Below are 17725 nucleotides of genomic sequence, written 5' to 3' on the forward strand. Positions count from 1 at the left end.
AAAAATGATGAATCTTTATCGCTTTGAAGTTACAATTAAGAATGAATTATGTCATGTCGTCATTGCCGCAGATTCAGATGAAATGGCTTTCCAGCTTGTCGATATCGAGCTGGAAAAACGGTTTTTGAAAATGCCGATGGTTAATGACGTATCATTATATGAAAAGAAACAAATTAAAAATGGAGCAGGTTTCGTTTTAACGAATTTCGAAACAGTACTCTGAGGAAAGGCGGATTGCAAAATGGGGAAAGTATATCTAGTAGGAGCCGGTCCCGGAGATCCAGATTTAATTACAGTAAAAGGGTTAAGATGTATTCAGGAAGCTGATGTTATTTTATATGACCGCCTTGTAAACAAAGAGTTGTTGACTCATGCCAAAGATGGCGTAGAATTGATTAATTGTGGAAAACTGCCGGATTACCATCTCTTGCAACAAGAAACAATCAATCGTTTTCTCGTCAAATATGCAAAAAAGGGTAAGGTGGTCACCCGATTAAAGGGCGGAGATCCTTTTGTGTTCGGTAGAGGCGGAGAGGAAGCAGAGGCTCTTGTCGAAAATGGAATACGCTTTGAAATAGTACCGGGCATTACAGCTGGCATAGCCGCATCGGCCTATGCAGGTATTCCGGTTACCCATAGAGACCATGCATCATCATTTGCCATTGTAACCGGTCATCGTAAAAAGGGTGAAGACGATAACATCAAATGGGAATCGCTTGCTAAAGGCATCGATACATTGGCGATATACATGGGTATTAAGAACCTTCCGTATATTCAAGGAAAACTCTTGGAACATGGGAAAAGCCCAGACACACCTGTAGCATTAATCCATTGGGGGACATTGGATACACAAAAGACGGCTATCGGTACATTAGGCTCTATACTAAAAACTGTCCAAAACGAAGGAATCTCAAATCCCTGTATGATCGTCGTTGGAGAAGTGGTTAACTTAAGTGGGAAAATTAATTGGTTCGAACCAAGGGAAGTCGAAAAGTTATTGGCTAACGAGGCCTTTTAATGGAAGCGATTCTTTACATATGTCATGGTAGTCGCGTTAAAGAGGCTTCCGCGCAAGCTATCGATTTTATTCGAATTTGTATGAAACGACACCCCAATGTTATTCAAGAGTATTGCTTTCTGGAATTGGAAAGCCCGACCATAGAAGAAGCATATGCAGCTTGTGTATACAGGGGAGCAACAAAAATTAAAGCGATCCCGATTCTCTTATTAACTGCTGCGCACGCTAAACATGATATTCCACAGGTTTTACGTAAAATGAAAAACCAATTTCCTGATGTGGAAATGAAATATGGTAGGCCAATAGGGGTCAGTGAGAGAATGGTGGATATCTTAGAGGAACGTTTGGTAGAAACAAAAGAAAAGATAACGGAAAATTCACTTGTTTTATTGGTTGGGCGGGGAAGCAGTGATCCTGATGTAAAAAGAGACTTAGGCCATATAGCCAATTCACTTCAAAACAGGATACCAAACACTAGAGTGAAGGACTGTTATTTGACAGCGGCGTCACCAAGCTTTGGAGAAGCACTGTTAAAAGCGAATTCGACTCCCGTAAACCAAATTTTCGTAATCCCTTATCTATTGTTTACTGGTCTTTTAATGCAATCGATGGAAAGGGCAATATCGGAAGTCCAGAGAAACAGCGACAAGAAATTTGTCCTTTGTCCTTATCTTGGCTATCATCCTAAGATTGAACAAGCAATATCAGATAGAATTCAGGAATTATCTGGGGAGAGTGCTTATGTATCCGATTACGCTTAATCTCGAAAATAAAAAGTGCGTCATTATCGGCGGCGGTAAAATAGCCTTTTTTAAAGCTAACCCTTTAATAAAAGCAGGAGCTATTGTCACTGTGATAAGTCCTGAGATTTGTGAAGGGTTCCAGCAACTTCAAGAACAAGGAGCCGTTCATGTTGTTCGTAAAGAGGTGGAAGCAGCGGATTATCAAGAAGCCTTTTTAATCATTGCCGCAACCAACTCATCCAAGGTTAATGAAGAAATCTACAAAAATGCTCATGAAAATCAACTCGTAAATGTCATCAGTAATCACGAGATGGCAAACTTCCACATTCCGGCAACTTTACATAGAGGAAAGCTTTCAATCAGTGTTTCCACAAATGGGGCAAGCCCTCAGCTAGCTAAACAGATCCGTAATGATTTACAGGAAGTATATGATGAATCGTATGAGGATTATCTCGAATTCCTATTCGAAGCAAGACAGCATATAAAAAGCAGTTCATTTTCAAAAACAGAAAAATCCAGGTTGTTAAAAAATTCAATCGACGTGTTGTATAAGCATTCCGTTAAGGAAAGATATCGTTTTTTAGTGAGTCTTATGCCAGTTGAAATTGATTAATAGATTGCGCTCATCAGAGAAAAGGAAGGCACCATGCAATGATAATTTATCATTGCAAGGTGCCTCTTTTGACTATACATGAATGGTGTATGTAAGGTCAGTGTATTAATCTAGGAAAATGGGGAGGAAGTCATGGGAAAGTTCATCTTCACTCCAATTGATGTTTTGAATTACTCCAGCAGTTGCTTCAGTTTAGCATGTTATCCGTCCCTTATCAGAATTCGAACCACCGCTGTTTCAGTGGCCTCGTCTATCAACCTTGGTATTGTAGACAAGAATATAGTCTATCGCATGGTTTCCAGGGGAAATGGAATACATGTCTTTTTAGGCTGTCTCGGAATCTACCATAGAGTCACAAAACTGTCTTTAGCAAAAAAGCTAGGAACTTATTCAGCCTAAGCGAATTGACTCTTAAACAACCCTTGTGGTTGTCTTTTGCATTCCATGGAAACCTCATTCTAAAATTTAATCAGTTCATTTATACGAGGAATTTAGTTTCTTCCCTTTTAAGAAGTTTTCTTACTATAATAAGTCCAATCGAATGAGACAAGGTATCCATATACTATTGTTGAGGCTAAATAAGAAAGGGGTACATCAATGTCCATTTTTTCAAAAGACTCAACAGGCTCAAGGCTAGGCAAAGTTCTAGCACGGTTTCGGGCTGGCGATTCATTTTCATTAGAGATCATTCCCGGGTATATCTTCACAGTCAATAACAAGTTCAACGCTACACTCAAGAAAAAAAAGGAGAAAGAGTGTAAGCAAGATGAGACGTGTCAGGAACGAAAAAACAAATACGACAATAAAGAAAATGATTAAACCATTCCATGATTTATGTGTCAAGATTGGCCAGCAATCTTCTTAAAGAATCAGTCATCTGAATGGATGGCTGTTTTTTTATAGGTCGATCTATAAAGAGTTTTGCCTTTTTAAGTCATCGTGGATTTATTATCGAGATAAAAACATCTGAAAAGGTAGTTAAATATTTTACAGTTTTGTACAATAATATAAAAGAGATAACTTAACGTTATAAAAGGAGTTTTAAAATGTACAGCATACCCGATCACCTAGCGGAAAATTTGGATATCCTGTTTGTTGGCTTCAATCCTAGTATCCGTTCAGGACAGACAGGACATCATTATGCCAATCCAAATAATCGCTTCTGGAAGATTCTCTTCGAAGCTGGATTAACCGAAAGAAAATACGATCCTTCTGAAGACTTCGCTTTATTAGGGTTGGGTTTTGGATTTACTAATATTGTTTCTAGACCGACAAAAGGGGCTGCCGATATCACTAAAGAAGAATACAAAGAGGGAAGAAAACAACTACTTGCAAAGATAAAGCTTTTCAAGCCTAGGATTGTTTGTTTCGTCGGTAAGGGAGTATATCAAGAGTATCGGCAGAAACGAGACGTACCATGGGGCTTACAGAAAGATCCTTGGTCGAAGGAAACGATGGAATTTGTAGCCCCATCTTCAAGCGGTTTGGTTAGGATGAGGATAGAGGATATTATTGAAATCTATCGAGAATTGCCGGAGCTTTTGAAGAAGTGAAAATACATAATAAGGGCGGAGACTTATGAGGCAGGATAGTTTGGGAGAAGAGCGTATCTATACAGATGTCAATGAAGGGCAAAGTTTCTGGGAAGGGGTGAAGGACTGTATCCCTACTTTACTGGGATATCTAAGTATCGGCTTTGCGGCTGGGGTAGTCGAAAAAACATCGGGCTTAAGCATGGTGGAAATTGCCCTTATTTCCCTCTTATTATATGCAGGATCCGGTCAATTTATAGCGTCAGGCATGATTGCGGCAAGTCATCCGATCTCTGCCATTGTTTTTACGATCTTTTTCATCAACAGCCGCCATCTTTTACTAAGTGCGGCATTGGCACCATATTTCCGTCATCAAACAACGAAGCAAAATATACTAACAGGTGCCTTGTTAACAGATGAGACTTTTGGCGTTGCCATTAATCATGCAAAGCTAAATAGAGCCATCAATTTTAAATGGATGTTAGGTCTGAATGTTGCCGCCTACTTTAATTGGTTCGTGGCAAACATGGCAGGGGGCTTTTTAGGGCAATGGATTCCCAATCCCGAGAAATATGGCATGGACTTTGCATTGCCTGCAATGTTTATTGGGCTTCTTGTTTTGCAGATTTTAAGCCATAAAAAGTATTTTCTTGACTGTTTGGTAGCTCTCAGTGCCATCATAATTGTAGTGGCTTCAAGCTTTGTTTTTTCTGGAAGCACAGGTGTCATCGTTGCAACAATATTAGCATCAACCATAGGGGTGGTGATTGAAAGGTGGAAATAAACGCATATATTTTCTATGTGATCTTAGGGGCCGCCATCGTTACTGTCATCCCTAGAGTCTTACCATTAGTGTTACTTAGCAAAATGCATATTCCTGAGTGGGGCATCAATTGGCTGAAACATGTTCCTGTTGCTGTCATGGCTGCCCTACTTGCTCAAGAACTTCTTTTAGTGGATCAATCGTTTTCTATAAGGGAAAATTTATTGAGCCTAGCCGCTGCCCTGCCTACATTTGCAATAGCCATTTTTACACGAAGCTTACTAATTACCGTACTTGGAGGTGTTCTTTCTTTAATGGCATTAAGAATATTCTTTTAAAAAAATTTAAAAAGTGCTAACTTTTTAGTGAATGCGTCGATATAACTAGTGAGGTTCGCCTCACTGGTTTTTTTGGTGCGTGATAATTGGGTGGGGATTTATCTTAACTTATAAGGTTTAGGAAGCTTGATTATCAAAAACGCGCGGGCTTACATATTCTATAATAAAAGAATTCGTATTGTAAGCGCTTTAAAGATTGGATGAATGTTTAATAATTGAATGGCTGTTAATAATGGAAATAAGCAAATTGCTACGGAGGTGTTTAAGTAATGAATATAAATGGAGCCTTAGAAGTCCTTGATCGTATGCGTCTTTCTAATGGGGCATATACAGCAAGTCTTTCTGAAGATTATAATTATGTATGGGTTAGGGATGTAGTTTACACAGTGTTACCTTTTTTAACTGATTCATCCGATCGATATATGAATGCCTATCATGCATTATTTGATATATTTCGTATGTATGAATGGAAAATAGACATTCATACCGAAAAAAAACCTCAATATCTTTTTGAATATATTCATGCTCGGTACTCCACTGATTTAAAAGAACTTCCAGTTGAATGGGGTCATGCCCAGAATGATTCAATTGGTGCTTTTTTATGGGGGGTTGGCGAAGGTTACCGGAATGGGCAAAAGGTCATACGAGATGAACATGACTTGGAAATTGTGCAAAAGTTAGTCGATTATCTTGAGTGTCTTCAATATTGGCAGGCCGGAGATAATGGGATGTGGGAAGAGAACATTGAAATACATGCTTCAAGTATTGGAGCTTGTGTAGCCGGTTTAACTTCCGTAAAAATGCTTGTGACAGTTAAGGAAGAATTAATTAAGAAGGGTGAGGAAGCTCTTCGTTTCCTGCTTCCACGAGAAAGCTATATGAAGGAAACCGATCTTGCCCTTTTATCATTAATTTATCCATACCGTCTAGTTGATCGCAATACTGCCCTAAAAATTTTAGAGAATGTTACGAATCGTCTTGAAAGGACTTACGGTTGTATACGTTATGAGAAGGATCTTTATTATAATGAAGGGCAAGAAGCCGAATGGTGCTTCGGGCTCCCTTGGATTGGACTTTGCTACCTTGAACTAGGTATGGTGAACAAGGCGATGGATTATATTGATAAAACAAAAAAAATCATTCCTTTAAATTGGGAGGTGCCCGAATTATATATTGGAGGAAGAGACGTCCCTAACGGAAATACCCCGTTAGCTTGGTCAGTTTCTTTATCATATTTATTTTTGGAGAAAACAAATATGATGCAGAATGAAAAAATTAAATAAGTCATTTAGAGCATGAAAATAAGCTCTTCCCATCCAGGGAAGGGCTTACATTTATTTTTGGGGAAATATTTTATTACATTTATTGGATATTCTTCCATTAAAATGTTTAAAGGTAGTGCAAAAAGGGCATTTATTACAATATATCGCCTCTGTTTGAAGGATAAATGCCATTTTTAACGAATATATATATTAACTGGTACTTATTGATACGAATATGCTATCGAGTTTATATTGTTCATGTTGATGGAGGCGGATAAATGAAGACAATGATTGGCCAACTAGAAGATAGTTATCCAAGTGACTTTGATTTATATTTATTTCATGAAGGTACGCTTTATGAAAGTTATAAAATGCTTGGGGCGCATATTCTAACATCATCAGGTATAGAAGGTGTAAGATTTGCGGTTTGGGCACCTCATGCCAAGAAAGTTTCAGTAGTGGGAAACTTTAATAATTGGGACGGTACAGATCATTTTATGAAACGTATCGATAATTCCGGTATCTGGGTATTATTTATACCTGGATTAAAAGAAGGTGATTTGTATAAATACGAAATACATTCACCGGGAAATAAGCAATTTCTAAAGGCAGATCCTTATGCTTTTTATTCTGAAAAAAGACCAGATACAGCCTCCATTGTCCATGGTTTGAATAGCTTCGATTGGGCTGACTCGAAATGGCTGAGTGATAGGAAAAAGGGAAATGTTTATCAAAAACCCATGTCCATTTATGAAGTGCACCCTGGTACATGGAGACAGACAGCGATGTCCGAGTTTTATACCTATCGAGAGTTGGCTGATAGCTTAGTAGAGTATGTGGTTGATAATGGATTTACCCATATTGAACTGATGGCCATAATGGAACACCCTTTCGATAAATCATGGGGATATCAGGTGACCGGTTATTATTCAGTAAATAGCCGCTTTGGATCTCCAAATGATTTTAAATACTTGGTGAACCTTTGCCACCAAAAAGGGATAGGTGTCATATTAGACTGGGTTCCCGCACACTTTTGTAAGGATTCCCATGGTCTTAGCTGTTTTGATGGTACTCCACTCTATGAACCAATTGAATTTGATCGAGCTAATCGACCAATATGGGGAACATTTAATTTTGATTTTACGAAACCAGAGGTTATTAGTTTTCTCATATCAAATGTGATGTTCTGGATGGATGTATACCATATTGATGGTGTACGTGTGGATGCCGTTTCTTCCATGATTTATTTGAATCATGATAATCCCTTGCCAGTAAAACTTAAAAACCAATATGGCGGGGAAGAGAACCTAGAAGCGATTCGGTTCTTACAAAAATTGAATGAAGTGATTTTTGATAAGTATCCTAATGCCTTAATGATGGCTGAAGAAGCAACAGATAGACCCCTTATTACTTCTCCAACTGATATAGGAGGTCTAGGCTTTAATTATAAATGGAATATGGGATGGTCAAATGATATCCTCCGATATATGCAATTGGAAACAAGTGATAGACCTAGTCATCATAACCTCTTAACCTTCTCATTTCATTATGCATTTTCAGAAAATTTCGTCTTGCCTTTCTCTCATGATGATGTGGTTCATGGAAAGAAGTCTTTATTGAATAAGATGCCGGGAGACTATTGGCAGAAGTTTGCTAATTTGCGCTTGCTCCTCGGGTATTTCATGACGCACCCAGGAAAAAAGCTTCTCTTTATGGGCGGGGAATTTGGACAGTTTATTGAATGGAAAGATGATGAACAGTTGGATTGGTTTCTTTTGGAGTATGAGTCCCATACAAAGTTAGCTCTTTATTTTCGAACCCTGCAACAATTTTATCGAGAACATTCATCTTTATGGCGACAGGACCACGTACAGGATGGTTTCGAATGGATAGATCCCAATAATCGTTCCCAGAGCATTCTTACATTTATGAGAAAAGGTAAGCGAAAAGGAGATTATTGTATCGTGGTTTGTAATTTTTCAGAACAGACACACTATCAGCATAAAATTGGTGTCCCATCTCTAGGGAAGTATATGGAGGTATTTAACAGTGATGACCTTACCTTTGGAGGGTCTGGACAAATCAATCAAGAACCTCTTCATGTTAAAAAAGAACCTTATCATAACCAAAGATACAGTATGAATATTACAGTTCCTCCATTAGGGGTTTCAATTTTTATGAAGCAAACAAAAAAAAGGGCTGGGAGAGTGAACGAATAATGGGAGCAAAAAAGTGGATTGCGATGTTATTGGCAGGAGGTCAAGGCTCAAGGTTAGGTGAATTAACTATTGGATTGGCAAAACCTGCAGTTCCTTTCGGTGGTAAATATAGAATCATAGATTTTCCATTAAGTAACTGCACTCATTCCGGTATCGATACGGTTGGGGTCCTGACTCAATATCAGCCATTGATACTTAATGATTATGTCGGAAACGGAAAAGCATGGGACTTGGATTTAGATGTGGGTGGCGTTTCTGTCCTTCCCCCTTATCAAGGAAAAGAGGGTGGGGAATGGTATAAGGGTACAGCTAATGCTGTTTATCAAAATATTCAGTATATCGATAACTATGATCCTGAGCATGTGTTAATCCTCTCAGGCGACCATATTTATAAAATGGACTATAGCAAAATGCTGGACTATCATATCGAAAAATCTGCTGAGGCAACTATAGCAGTGATTCAAGTACCTTGGCAGGAAGCAAGCCGCTTCGGCATTATGAATACGAATGAAGGTGATAGGGTCACTCAATTTGATGAAAAGCCAAAATACCCGAAGAGTAATCTGGCGTCAATGGGTGTATACCTTTTCAACTGGAAAACATTAAGAAAATATCTTATAAATGATGAAAAAGATGTGAATTCTTCCAATGATTTTGGCAGCAATATCATTCCAAAGATGCTGGAAGATAGAAAGAAATTGTATGCTTATCGATTTAATGAATATTGGAAGGATGTTGGAACGGTTGAGAGCCTATGGCAAGCCCATATGGACTTATTGGAAGAAAACCCTAATTTCCAGTTAGATGACCCGCAATGGAAAATTTTCGCCCGAAATGCTAATCATCCGCCACAATATATTTCGAGAGAAGCGGAAGTCACACAATCGCTCGTGAATGAAGGCTGCATGATTTATGGGAACATTGACCATTCCGTCTTATCCTATAATGTCAAGGTTGGATTTGGCTCAACCATAAAAGACTCGGTCATAATGCCGAATGTCACCATTGGCAATAATGTCCACATTGAAAGAAGTATCATAGCAAGTAATTGCGTGATTGAAGACGGAGCAGTGGTAGGTAATTCAACCGTGACTTCTGACATTACCTTAATTGGAGAAAATCAGACCATTACTGATTCAAATAAAAAAAAGATAACTCTTAATTGATCAAGGGGGAGCTGCAATGGAAAATGTGTTAGGAATCATCAATTTAATTAATGAAAAACAACATTTAAAAGAATTGACTGCTCACCGTAATGTGGCATCTGTGCCATTTGGCGGACGATACCGTCTAATCGACTTCACAATGTCGAACTTTATCCATGCGGATGTTTCAAAGGTCGCTGTCTTTCCAAAGGAAAAATACCTCTCTGTTATGGACCACTTAGGATCAGGGAAAGAATGGAACTTAGACCGGCGTTCAGGTGGATTATTCATTTTGCCACCTATACATCCTGATGAAACGGTCACTGGAGACATGAAACAATTTTATGACCATCTCAGCTTTTTTGAACGGGCAGATGCCGACACCGTCATCATATCTCCTGGATGCCATGTTTGTAAATTGGACTTTAACGAAGTGCTTGCTTACCATAAAAAAGAGAAAGCGGATATCACTGTCGTCTATAAAGATTATGTGGGAGAGTCCATTGAAAAACCCATCTACCACAAATGTTCAGTGAATTCGGATGGCGCCATCACCGACATTAGCTTTTTTACCATACCTCAACCGGGAGACCATGTTTGTCTAGAAACCTTCATTATCAGTAAAAGCCTTTTGGTCAATTTGATTAAGAGCTGTGTTGCCAATGGGGAATACGATTTCTTGAAAGATGCGGTTAAAGCCAATCTTCATCGTTTTACGGTTAAAGGCTATCATTTCACTGGAGAAATGCCGTTCATACATTCTATTGAAAGTTTTCATTCGAGTAATATGGATTTCTTGAATCCTGCCGTCATTCGGACTTTCTTTGGGGATACATGGGATGTCTATACAAAAATTAAAAACGAGGCTCCGGCTAAATACACACAATCCTCCAAGGTTACTAATTCATTGATTGCCAATGGGTGTAATATTGAAGGTACAGTTGAAAACAGTATTCTATTCAGAGGAGTCAAGGTGAAAAAAGGGGCAGTCGTAAAGAACAGCATCATCATGCAAAAAGGTGAGATAGAAGAAGGGGCAGTCGTAGAAAATATTATAACGGATAAAGAAGTTAGAATTACACGGGATAAAGAAGTAATTGGCCTACAACAACCAACTGTAATAAAGAAAGCAGAAGTTATTTAATGGAGGTACAGCTATGAATGTTCTATTTGCCGCTTCAGAATGCGCTCCTTTCATAAAAACCGGAGGACTTGGAGACGTGATAGGCGCACTTCCAAAAGCACTTAAAAAACAGGGAATCAATGTAAGTGTAATTCTTCCAAAGTTTAAAGACCTTCCTTTTCAAATTAAACAGGAAATGACACACGTGACCAGTATCGAGGTCCCTGTAGGCTGGCGCCAACAATTTTGTGGAATTGAAAAGTTGGTTGCCAATGGGATTACATATTATTTTCTTGATAATGAATATTATTTTAAAAGACACGGAAGTTATGGATATTTTGATGACGGTGAAAGGTTTGCATTTTTTTCCCGTGCCATATTAGAATCCATACCTTTTTTAGACGATCACCCAGAAATCATCCACTGTCATGATTGGCAAACAGGTCTTGTGAGTGTCTTGTTGAAAGCACATTATCAAAAACATCCATTATATGAAAATATTAAAACGGTATTCACCATACATAATTTACTCTATCAAGGTGTCTACCCTAAAACTGTCCTAGCGGAATTGTTGGATTTAAGTGAATTGTATTTCAATATGGATGGTCTTGAATTTCACGGTAATGTGAGTTATCTTAAAGCGGGTCTGGCCTTCTCTAACTATATTACAACCGTAAGTCCAAGTTATGCAGAAGAGATACAGACTCCCTATTATGGAGAGCAACTGGATGGCTATCTGCGTAAACGGAACGGGGATCTTAAAGGCATCATAAATGGGATCGATAATGAATCCTATAATCCTGCTTCAGATGAATATCTACCCGTGCCTTTTTCCACATATGAAGGGAAAATGAAAAACAAGCGCGAATTACAGGAAATATTGAATTTGCCAGTCAATGATGAGGTTCCAGTTATATCAATGGTGACACGATTGGTTGACCAAAAAGGGATAGACCTTATCCTGCATGTCTTCCATGAAATGATGGGTCAAGGCATTCAATTCATATTACTAGGAACGGGCGAGGAAAAATATGAATGGGCTTTCCGTAATTTGGCTGAGCAATATCCTAATCAAGTATCAACCAACACATATTTTGATGAAGGAATGGCCAGGAGGATTTATGCGGGCTCTGATATTTTTTTGATGCCGTCACAATTCGAACCATGTGGAATCGGTCAGCTCATAGCAATGCGCTATGGTGCTTTGCCGCTAGCGAGAGAGACTGGTGGCCTTCGTGATACGGTCATCCCTTACAATCAATTTACAGGCGAAGGTAATGGTTTTAGTTTTACGAACTATAATGCTCATGATATGCTTCATACTATTGAACAAGCGGTAGGAATGTATAAATTCCAACCAAAAAGATGGAAGCAGTTGACTGAAAATGCCATGAATGAAGATTTCAGTTGGGATTCCTCATCTTCCGAATATATAGATTTATATGAAAGCTTATTAACAATCAAAAAATAAGACAGTATAAAACACTTACGATTAATTTTCGTAAGTGTTTTTGTTTCTTTTGTCATACTTCATGGGTATATATAAATATAAATTATTTGTAGGAGAATGAAAATGAAAAGTAGAAGAAGAATGGAAATTGTGTTTTTATTTATTTTAATCGCATCTGTTTATATGGTTTTATTTAGCTATGCTAGCTTCAATGTGAAGCTATTTTTTATGGGATTATATATCTTGGTTATGCTTATTACGATGATCTCACTTATGCTAGAAAATAGATTTGCCCATGATACACTTTTATGGATGTATGTTCTTTTTTGTTTTCCTGTTTTTGGATTTATTTTCTATTTGTTTTCAGGTCAACTTTATCTAAAAGGATATTTATTTCAATCTAAAAGAAGAAAAGATAGAGAAGAATGGAAGAACCTTGTCAATGACATATCAGCTCCTGATTTATCGTTTCTGAATAATCATCAGCAATCTTTTGCGGATTTTGCAAAGAATGCTTCAGAAACAACCATCAGTACATCTTCAGAAACGAAAGTTTTGAAAAATGGGAATGAAACATTTACAGAAATCATTCAACAGTTAAAAAAGGCGGAAAAGTTTATACATATAGAATATTATATTTTTCGTTCTGACAGGCTTGGTAAGGAAATCATCGATATCCTCATTGAAAAAGCAAAGGAAGGGGTAGAGGTATTATTTATCTTTGATGCAGCAGGAAGCTTAAGTCTAGCAAATAAAGAAATCAATAGAATGAAAGAGGCAGGTGTGAAGATATTTCCATTTTCGCCGTTAAAGCACGGATTTTTTAATCAAAAATTCAATTTTAGAAATCACCGGAAAATAATCATCATAGATGGAGAGATTGGTTTTGTTGGCGGACTGAATGTAGGGGAAGAATATCTTGGAAAAAATAAAAACATTGGATTTTGGCGTGATACACATATGGTTCTTAAAGGGGAAGCTGTTTATATGCTCCATACCGTATTCCTGATGGATTGGGAATATGTAAGTGGAGAAGATGTCTTAGAAGAACGACCAAAAATGAATAAATTTGAAAAGGGAGATGGAGCTGTCCAAGTTGTTGCGAGTGGACCCGATACCCAGCAGGGAATCATGAGCGATTATTATTTTTCCCTCATAACGACTGCAACCAAATCAGTTTGGATAGCAAGTCCATACTTTGTCCCCAATCAAGCAATTAAAGCTGCGATGAAGAATGCTGCTTTAAAAGGGATACAAGTTCGTCTTATGGTTCCTGCTGTAAATGACGGGTTCTTAACCCAGTATGGGAGCCGCTCCTATTTTGGTGAGCTTCTACAATTTGGCGTAGAAATATACTCCTATAAAAAAGGTTTCCTACACCAAAAAATAATCATTGTGGATGGAGACATGGCTTCGATAGGTACGGCAAATATGGACATGCGAAGCTTTCATTTAAACTTTGAGGTAAATGTCTTCTTGATGGGTAATAGTTCCATTGCTGATTTAGCCACTCATTTTCAAGAAGATATAAAAGATTGTGAAAAGATTGATCCATTAACCTATAAAAATAGGACACTATTGGAACGTTCAAAAGAATCATTTGCCCGACTATTTTCCAATATTCTATGATGGGCATGCATTAAGAAATCATAGTATAGTAGGATTGGAAGTCAAAACAGATAGATATAAGGAGAATAGAATAAAAAATGAAATTGGTATCTTGGAACGTAAATGGCATAAGAGCGTGTGTGAAAAAGGGATTTTTAGATTACTTTAAAGATGTGGATGCCGATATTTTTTGTCTGCAGGAAACAAAGCTTCAAGAAGGGCAAATCACACTTGATTTAGAAGGCTATTATCAATATTGGAATTATGCTTTGAAAAAAGGGTATTCAGGAACGGCGATATTCACGAAGGAAAAACCTATTTCGGTTAAATATGGAGTTGGTGACCGAGATGAAGAGCCTGAAGGAAGAATAATAACTCTTGAATTTGAAAAATTTTATATGGTAAACGTGTATACGCCTAATGCCAAACGAGATTTAACGAGACTGGACTATCGTTTGGAATGGGAAGATGAAATGATCGAATATCTAAAAGCCTTGGATATGAATAAACCAGTCATTTATTGTGGGGACCTTAATGTAGCATACTCCGAGATAGACTTAAGAAACCCCAAAACGAATGTTGGAAACTCCGGCTTCACCCTGGAGGAAAGAGGTAAAATGACTAACTTGTTAGAATCGGGTTTCATTGATACTTTTCGTCATTTTTATCCAAACAAAGAAGGTTCATACTCTTGGTGGTCTTATATGAGCAAGGTAAGAGAAAGAAATATTGGCTGGCGGATTGATTATTTTATTGTTTCGGAGCGGTTGGCTGTAGATTTAAAAGATGCTAGCATTCATTCAAATATAATGGGTAGCGATCATTGTCCAATTGTCTTGGAAACGGCCTTTTAAGTAGGATAAATCTGATGGTATGGGAATATACTATCCGTTATCCAGTTTAACGGGGGGTGACGTGATGAGAACGTTTATTGCAAGCTTCCATCAAGAAAATCATATAGATAGCATGCAAGTACAAAAGCTTACAGCCAGTGAATTTATTGAAGCAGGGGCAAGTGGTTTCCGAAGGTTATTCGAACTTGAAAAAGATGTAGGTAGCTTTGTCTTTTTTGACCAAAAATGGAGACGGACTCCTTTCCCATCTCATCCTGCTATATCCTGAAGAAAACAATGATCCTAGTGATTGTTATTCATTTTCAAGAAATGATTGTTATGAATTCATGGTTCTTTATTTGCAAGGGATGGAGGAAGAAGAGCAAGAGTATGGTCCAATTCATCACATGGAACATTTGATGTTTCATATTGTGGAAGAAGGTAAAATATTGAACCATTAATGGATGAGGTGGAACCATGCAAGGGACGTGTGAGCTTTGTTCTCGAAGTGAGATAGAACTGACTGTGCACCATCTAACGCCCAGGGAGGAAGGAGGCAGTCAGTTACCAACCGCTTTTCTTTGTAAATCGTGCCACAAGCAAATTCATGCCTTATATTCAAACCGGGAGTTAGCCATAAGATTATATACCGTTATTTTGTTAAAAGATGATGAAGCTTTGAAAAAATATATAAAATGGATCAAGAAGCAACCTGCTAGCAAATCTGTAAAAACAAGAAAGTCCAAAACTAAATAATACGAAGGCCCATCTTGAATTAGATGGGCCTTCGTATTATTTATCTATTCATGCTTCCCCTATTCTTTAAACGATCCAGTAAAAATCCACCTTTAAAATACCTCGGTTCATAAGAAATGATGAAAGCTTTAGGTTCGAATTTTTCAATTGTAGCAATTAATTCTTGTTCTCGGTTACGTTTTGTTAATATTTCCATCCGATAACGGTTACTATCCCTTCCTTCGCCTGTATAGAGAGTAACACCAAAGCCGTTGTTCCTTAATGTGTCCATCAATTGGGTGTTTTTCGTCTGTGTATTAACGGTAACATTGATAAAACCAATAGCAAGTTTTTGCTCAATTTTCGTCCCGAATATGATACCTATTCCAAAACCAACTGCATATACAACCATGGCCAATATGCTTTGGTCTCCACCAAATACGAGGGATAGTCCAAATACATAAACTAACATCTCGGCTATGCCTAAAATAGAGGCCAAAGAGGTTAAGTTTTTGACTAAGAATATGGTACGTAATGTATAGATGGGAACATAAATAAGTTGCAATAATAAGATTAATAATATTTCCTTCAATTGGGCACCTCTCCATTATAATTAAGTCCATTAACTATTCTATATGAAACATCTTCCATAATCTAAACATATGGCACACAATAAAGCTATGGAAATATTATGCATGAACATGGGCATGCACATCCTATCACTTTTTTAGTTAGTAGTTCTAGGTACTAAATCAATCTTAAATTTGGTATTATTGTTCTAACTATTTATCACATGTGAAGAAGAGGGTGTCTTCTGCTTTCACTTGTTGGTCCAATTCATGTTAAATTGCCTTGTATTAAGGATTTTCATGTTCACTTGCAAAAGCATGCAAAGGAAATTTAAAACTGTGAAAAGTTCACCACTCTAAAACGAAAGGGTTGAAGGTTATTACAACGATTTGTATAGTACGCCATGGAGAAACAGATTGGAATGTAGAAGGACGGTTACAGGGACAAACAGACATACCACTTAATGAAAATGGAAAGAGGCAGGCCAGGAAGTGTGGAGAGTTTTTATTCAAAGACAAGTGGGATGTAATTTTTACTAGTCCTCTAAAAAGAGCAAGGGCTACAGCCAATATTATAGGTGCAATAATCGATTCCCCAATTATTATTAAAGAGGAATTCATTGAAAAGAATTTTGGGGACGCTGAAGGAATGACAGCTGATGAGAGGGAATCCACATTTTTTAATAAAGAATACCCTAATCAGGAAGACCAGGAAAGTTTACGAGAACGCCTTATGAAAGGCCTACAGGATATTGAAGCAGAATATCCTGATAAGAAAGTAATTTTAGTTGCACATGGGGCGGTCATTCATATGATTTTACGTATGATGTCGAATGAAAAGATTGTATCAACTGAAACCAGATTATCAAATGCTTGCCTGAGTACAATCAAGTTTGAACTGAATTCATGGGTTATAGCCGATTATAATCAAGTGAATCACTTGTCCTAATCCTTTCTAATTTAACAGTTCGGTTGCTATTGAGCAGCCTATACGAGAAAGAAGGAAATCATGACTAAAAAAACTGCGTTAGTTTTAGGTGCAACTGGGGTTGTAGGCACCCAACTATTGAAAAGGTTATGTACTAGTAAGGATTATCAAACCATACATCTATTTACGAGAAGAGAACTAGAATATAAAGATTCCGTCTGTAAAGTGCATATTGTCGATTTTGATAATATGAAAGAATTTGCAGATTTGTTTCATGTCAATGATGTGTTCATATGTTTAGGCACTACGATTAAAAAAGCGAAATCTAAAGAAGCTTTTCGGAAAGTTGATTATGATTACGTTGTAGAGGCGGGAAAATTGGCAAAAGCGGCAAATGTAGAGAATGTGTTAGTTATAAGTGCTATCGGTGCTGACTCTAAATCAAGTTTCTTTTACAGTCGAGTAAAGGGAGATATGGAAGAAATACTAAAACAATTAAAATTGAATTCTTTACATATTTTCAGACCTTCGTTACTAATCGGAGAACGAAAAGAACTCCGTATCGGTGAAAAGATATCCGGTAAACTGAGTTCGATTTTTAAATTTTTGTTAGTGGGACCTCTTCGCCCATATCGCGCCATACATGTAGAAACGGTGGCTACTGCCATGAGTATTGCGGCAAAATCCGTTAATTCAGGAAACCATGTGTACCAGTCCAATGAAATAGAGGAACTTGCTAATGAGAGAGAACTATATTAGGAGTTTGATTGATAAGATAAAAAAACGAAAGCGGGCCAATTATATGAGGCTCGTTTTTATTTTTATGAATTTTGATATATAAGTTCC

The 17725-nt window shown here is 37.6% G+C and carries 20 protein-coding genes; 19 read left to right on the forward strand and 1 reads right to left on the reverse strand.

The features are described 5' to 3' along the window. The first annotated feature begins 4 nt into the window (after positions 1 to 4). From ACIQXU_RS09560 to ACIQXU_RS09640, 17 genes are all read left to right on the forward strand, one after another. Entirely contained in the window at positions 5 to 223 is a 219-nt protein-coding gene (locus ACIQXU_RS09560) for a DUF3906 family protein (protein WP_402988589.1), read from the forward strand. Between the two features lie 18 nt (positions 224 to 241). Next, a complete protein-coding gene (cobA, locus tag ACIQXU_RS09565; RefSeq protein WP_402988592.1) occupies positions 242 to 1018 on the forward strand; it encodes a uroporphyrinogen-III C-methyltransferase in 777 nt (258 codons plus the stop codon). After that, positions 1018 to 1779, forward strand: coding sequence for a sirohydrochlorin chelatase (locus ACIQXU_RS09570; RefSeq protein WP_402873138.1), 762 nt, complete (start codon positions 1018 to 1020; stop codon positions 1777 to 1779). The genes cobA and ACIQXU_RS09570 overlap by 1 nt, the downstream gene beginning before the upstream one ends. Next, entirely contained in the window at positions 1760 to 2374 is a 615-nt protein-coding gene (locus tag ACIQXU_RS09575; RefSeq protein WP_402873135.1) for an NAD(P)-binding protein, read from the forward strand. Before ACIQXU_RS09570 ends, ACIQXU_RS09575 begins: the two co-directional genes overlap by 20 nt. A 597-nt stretch (positions 2375 to 2971) precedes the next feature. After that, entirely contained in the window at positions 2972 to 3193 is a 222-nt protein-coding gene (locus ACIQXU_RS09580; RefSeq protein ID WP_402988595.1) for a hypothetical protein, read from the forward strand. 227 nt (positions 3194 to 3420) lie between these two features. Further along, positions 3421 to 3927 (forward strand): mismatch-specific DNA-glycosylase, encoded by a 507-nt coding sequence (locus tag ACIQXU_RS09585; protein WP_402988597.1) that lies wholly within the window; start codon positions 3421 to 3423, stop codon positions 3925 to 3927. A 25-nt stretch (positions 3928 to 3952) separates the two neighbouring features. Continuing rightward, positions 3953 to 4690, forward strand: coding sequence for an AzlC family ABC transporter permease (locus ACIQXU_RS09590; RefSeq protein ID WP_402988600.1), 738 nt, complete (start codon positions 3953 to 3955; stop codon positions 4688 to 4690). Next, positions 4681 to 5007, forward strand: coding sequence for an AzlD domain-containing protein (locus ACIQXU_RS09595; RefSeq protein ID WP_402873123.1), 327 nt, complete (start codon positions 4681 to 4683; stop codon positions 5005 to 5007). Before ACIQXU_RS09590 ends, ACIQXU_RS09595 begins: the two co-directional genes overlap by 10 nt. Before the next feature lie 269 nt (positions 5008 to 5276). Beyond that, positions 5277 to 6290, forward strand: coding sequence for a glycoside hydrolase family 15 protein (locus ACIQXU_RS09600; protein WP_402988603.1), 1014 nt, complete (start codon positions 5277 to 5279; stop codon positions 6288 to 6290). Between the two features lie 257 nt (positions 6291 to 6547). Then, a complete protein-coding gene (gene glgB, locus ACIQXU_RS09605) occupies positions 6548 to 8488 on the forward strand; it encodes a 1,4-alpha-glucan branching protein GlgB (RefSeq protein WP_402988607.1) in 1941 nt (646 codons plus the stop codon). Continuing rightward, positions 8488 to 9654: a glucose-1-phosphate adenylyltransferase gene (locus tag ACIQXU_RS09610; protein ID WP_402873115.1), complete on the forward strand. Its 1167-nt coding sequence runs from the start codon at positions 8488 to 8490 to the stop codon at positions 9652 to 9654. The genes glgB and ACIQXU_RS09610 overlap by 1 nt, the downstream gene beginning before the upstream one ends. Positions 9655 to 9670: 16 nt before the next feature. After that, positions 9671 to 10777, forward strand: a complete 1107-nt coding sequence (glgD, locus tag ACIQXU_RS09615; protein WP_402873112.1) for a glucose-1-phosphate adenylyltransferase subunit GlgD — start codon at positions 9671 to 9673, stop codon at positions 10775 to 10777. 13 nt (positions 10778 to 10790) lie between these two features. Then, positions 10791 to 12227, forward strand: coding sequence for a glycogen synthase GlgA (gene glgA, locus ACIQXU_RS09620; protein WP_402988610.1), 1437 nt, complete (start codon positions 10791 to 10793; stop codon positions 12225 to 12227). A gap of 102 nt (positions 12228 to 12329) precedes the next feature. Beyond that, entirely contained in the window at positions 12330 to 13835 is a 1506-nt protein-coding gene (cls, locus tag ACIQXU_RS09625; protein ID WP_402988615.1) for a cardiolipin synthase, read from the forward strand. 77 nt (positions 13836 to 13912) lie between these two features. Then, complete coding sequence (locus ACIQXU_RS09630) at positions 13913 to 14668, forward strand: exodeoxyribonuclease III (protein ID WP_402873103.1); 756 nt, start codon at positions 13913 to 13915, stop codon at positions 14666 to 14668. Positions 14669 to 14732: 64 nt separating this feature from the next. Next, positions 14733 to 14936: a hypothetical protein gene (locus ACIQXU_RS09635; RefSeq protein ID WP_402988621.1), complete on the forward strand. Its 204-nt coding sequence runs from the start codon at positions 14733 to 14735 to the stop codon at positions 14934 to 14936. 188 nt (positions 14937 to 15124) lie between these two features. After that, positions 15125 to 15403, forward strand: a complete 279-nt coding sequence (locus tag ACIQXU_RS09640; protein WP_402873097.1) for an HNH endonuclease — start codon at positions 15125 to 15127, stop codon at positions 15401 to 15403. 40 nt (positions 15404 to 15443) lie between these two features. On the opposite strand, the gene ACIQXU_RS09645 is transcribed toward ACIQXU_RS09640, so the two are convergent. Further along, a complete protein-coding gene (locus ACIQXU_RS09645) occupies positions 15444 to 15974 on the reverse strand; it encodes a DUF2179 domain-containing protein (protein ID WP_402958845.1) in 531 nt (176 codons plus the stop codon). A gap of 347 nt (positions 15975 to 16321) precedes the next feature. On the opposite strand from ACIQXU_RS09645, the gene ACIQXU_RS09650 reads away from it, so the two are divergent. Together ACIQXU_RS09650 and ACIQXU_RS09655 are read left to right on the forward strand one after the other, a co-directional pair. Next, complete coding sequence (locus ACIQXU_RS09650; protein ID WP_402988627.1) at positions 16322 to 16900, forward strand: histidine phosphatase family protein; 579 nt, start codon at positions 16322 to 16324, stop codon at positions 16898 to 16900. 60 nt (positions 16901 to 16960) lie between these two features. Then, entirely contained in the window at positions 16961 to 17638 is a 678-nt protein-coding gene (locus tag ACIQXU_RS09655) for an oxidoreductase (RefSeq protein WP_402958851.1), read from the forward strand. Positions 17639 to 17725: the final 87 nt, after the last annotated feature.

The sequence above is a fragment of the Peribacillus sp. NPDC097284 genome (assembly GCF_044761765.1).
Classification (GTDB): Bacteria; Bacillota; Bacilli; order Bacillales; family DSM-1321; genus Peribacillus.

What these genes read in the sequence shown, in the direction of transcription:
- glgA (WP_402988610.1), top strand. Translation starts at nt 10,791, where the DNA reads ATGAATGTTCTATTTGCCGCTTCAGAATGCGCTCCTTTCATAAAAACC.
- glgD (WP_402873112.1), top strand. Translation starts at nt 9,671, where the DNA reads ATGGAAAATGTGTTAGGAATCATCAATTTAATTAATGAAAAACAACAT.
- cls (WP_402988615.1), top strand. Translation starts at nt 12,330, where the DNA reads ATGAAAAGTAGAAGAAGAATGGAAATTGTGTTTTTATTTATTTTAATC.
- ACIQXU_RS09600 (WP_402988603.1), top strand. Translation starts at nt 5,277, where the DNA reads ATGAATATAAATGGAGCCTTAGAAGTCCTTGATCGTATGCGTCTTTCT.
- cobA (WP_402988592.1), top strand. Translation starts at nt 242, where the DNA reads ATGGGGAAAGTATATCTAGTAGGAGCCGGTCCCGGAGATCCAGATTTA.
- ACIQXU_RS09635 (WP_402988621.1), top strand. Translation starts at nt 14,733, where the DNA reads ATGAGAACGTTTATTGCAAGCTTCCATCAAGAAAATCATATAGATAGC.
- ACIQXU_RS09575 (WP_402873135.1), top strand. Translation starts at nt 1,760, where the DNA reads ATGTATCCGATTACGCTTAATCTCGAAAATAAAAAGTGCGTCATTATC.
- ACIQXU_RS09630 (WP_402873103.1), top strand. Translation starts at nt 13,913, where the DNA reads ATGAAATTGGTATCTTGGAACGTAAATGGCATAAGAGCGTGTGTGAAA.
- ACIQXU_RS09610 (WP_402873115.1), top strand. Translation starts at nt 8,488, where the DNA reads ATGGGAGCAAAAAAGTGGATTGCGATGTTATTGGCAGGAGGTCAAGGC.
- ACIQXU_RS09580 (WP_402988595.1), top strand. Translation starts at nt 2,972, where the DNA reads ATGTCCATTTTTTCAAAAGACTCAACAGGCTCAAGGCTAGGCAAAGTT.
- glgB (WP_402988607.1), top strand. Translation starts at nt 6,548, where the DNA reads ATGAAGACAATGATTGGCCAACTAGAAGATAGTTATCCAAGTGACTTT.
- ACIQXU_RS09570 (WP_402873138.1), top strand. Translation starts at nt 1,018, where the DNA reads ATGGAAGCGATTCTTTACATATGTCATGGTAGTCGCGTTAAAGAGGCT.
- ACIQXU_RS09640 (WP_402873097.1), top strand. Translation starts at nt 15,125, where the DNA reads ATGCAAGGGACGTGTGAGCTTTGTTCTCGAAGTGAGATAGAACTGACT.
- ACIQXU_RS09585 (WP_402988597.1), top strand. Translation starts at nt 3,421, where the DNA reads ATGTACAGCATACCCGATCACCTAGCGGAAAATTTGGATATCCTGTTT.
- ACIQXU_RS09560 (WP_402988589.1), top strand. Translation starts at nt 5, where the DNA reads ATGATGAATCTTTATCGCTTTGAAGTTACAATTAAGAATGAATTATGT.
- ACIQXU_RS09590 (WP_402988600.1), top strand. Translation starts at nt 3,953, where the DNA reads ATGAGGCAGGATAGTTTGGGAGAAGAGCGTATCTATACAGATGTCAAT.
- ACIQXU_RS09655 (WP_402958851.1), top strand. Translation starts at nt 16,961, where the DNA reads ATGACTAAAAAAACTGCGTTAGTTTTAGGTGCAACTGGGGTTGTAGGC.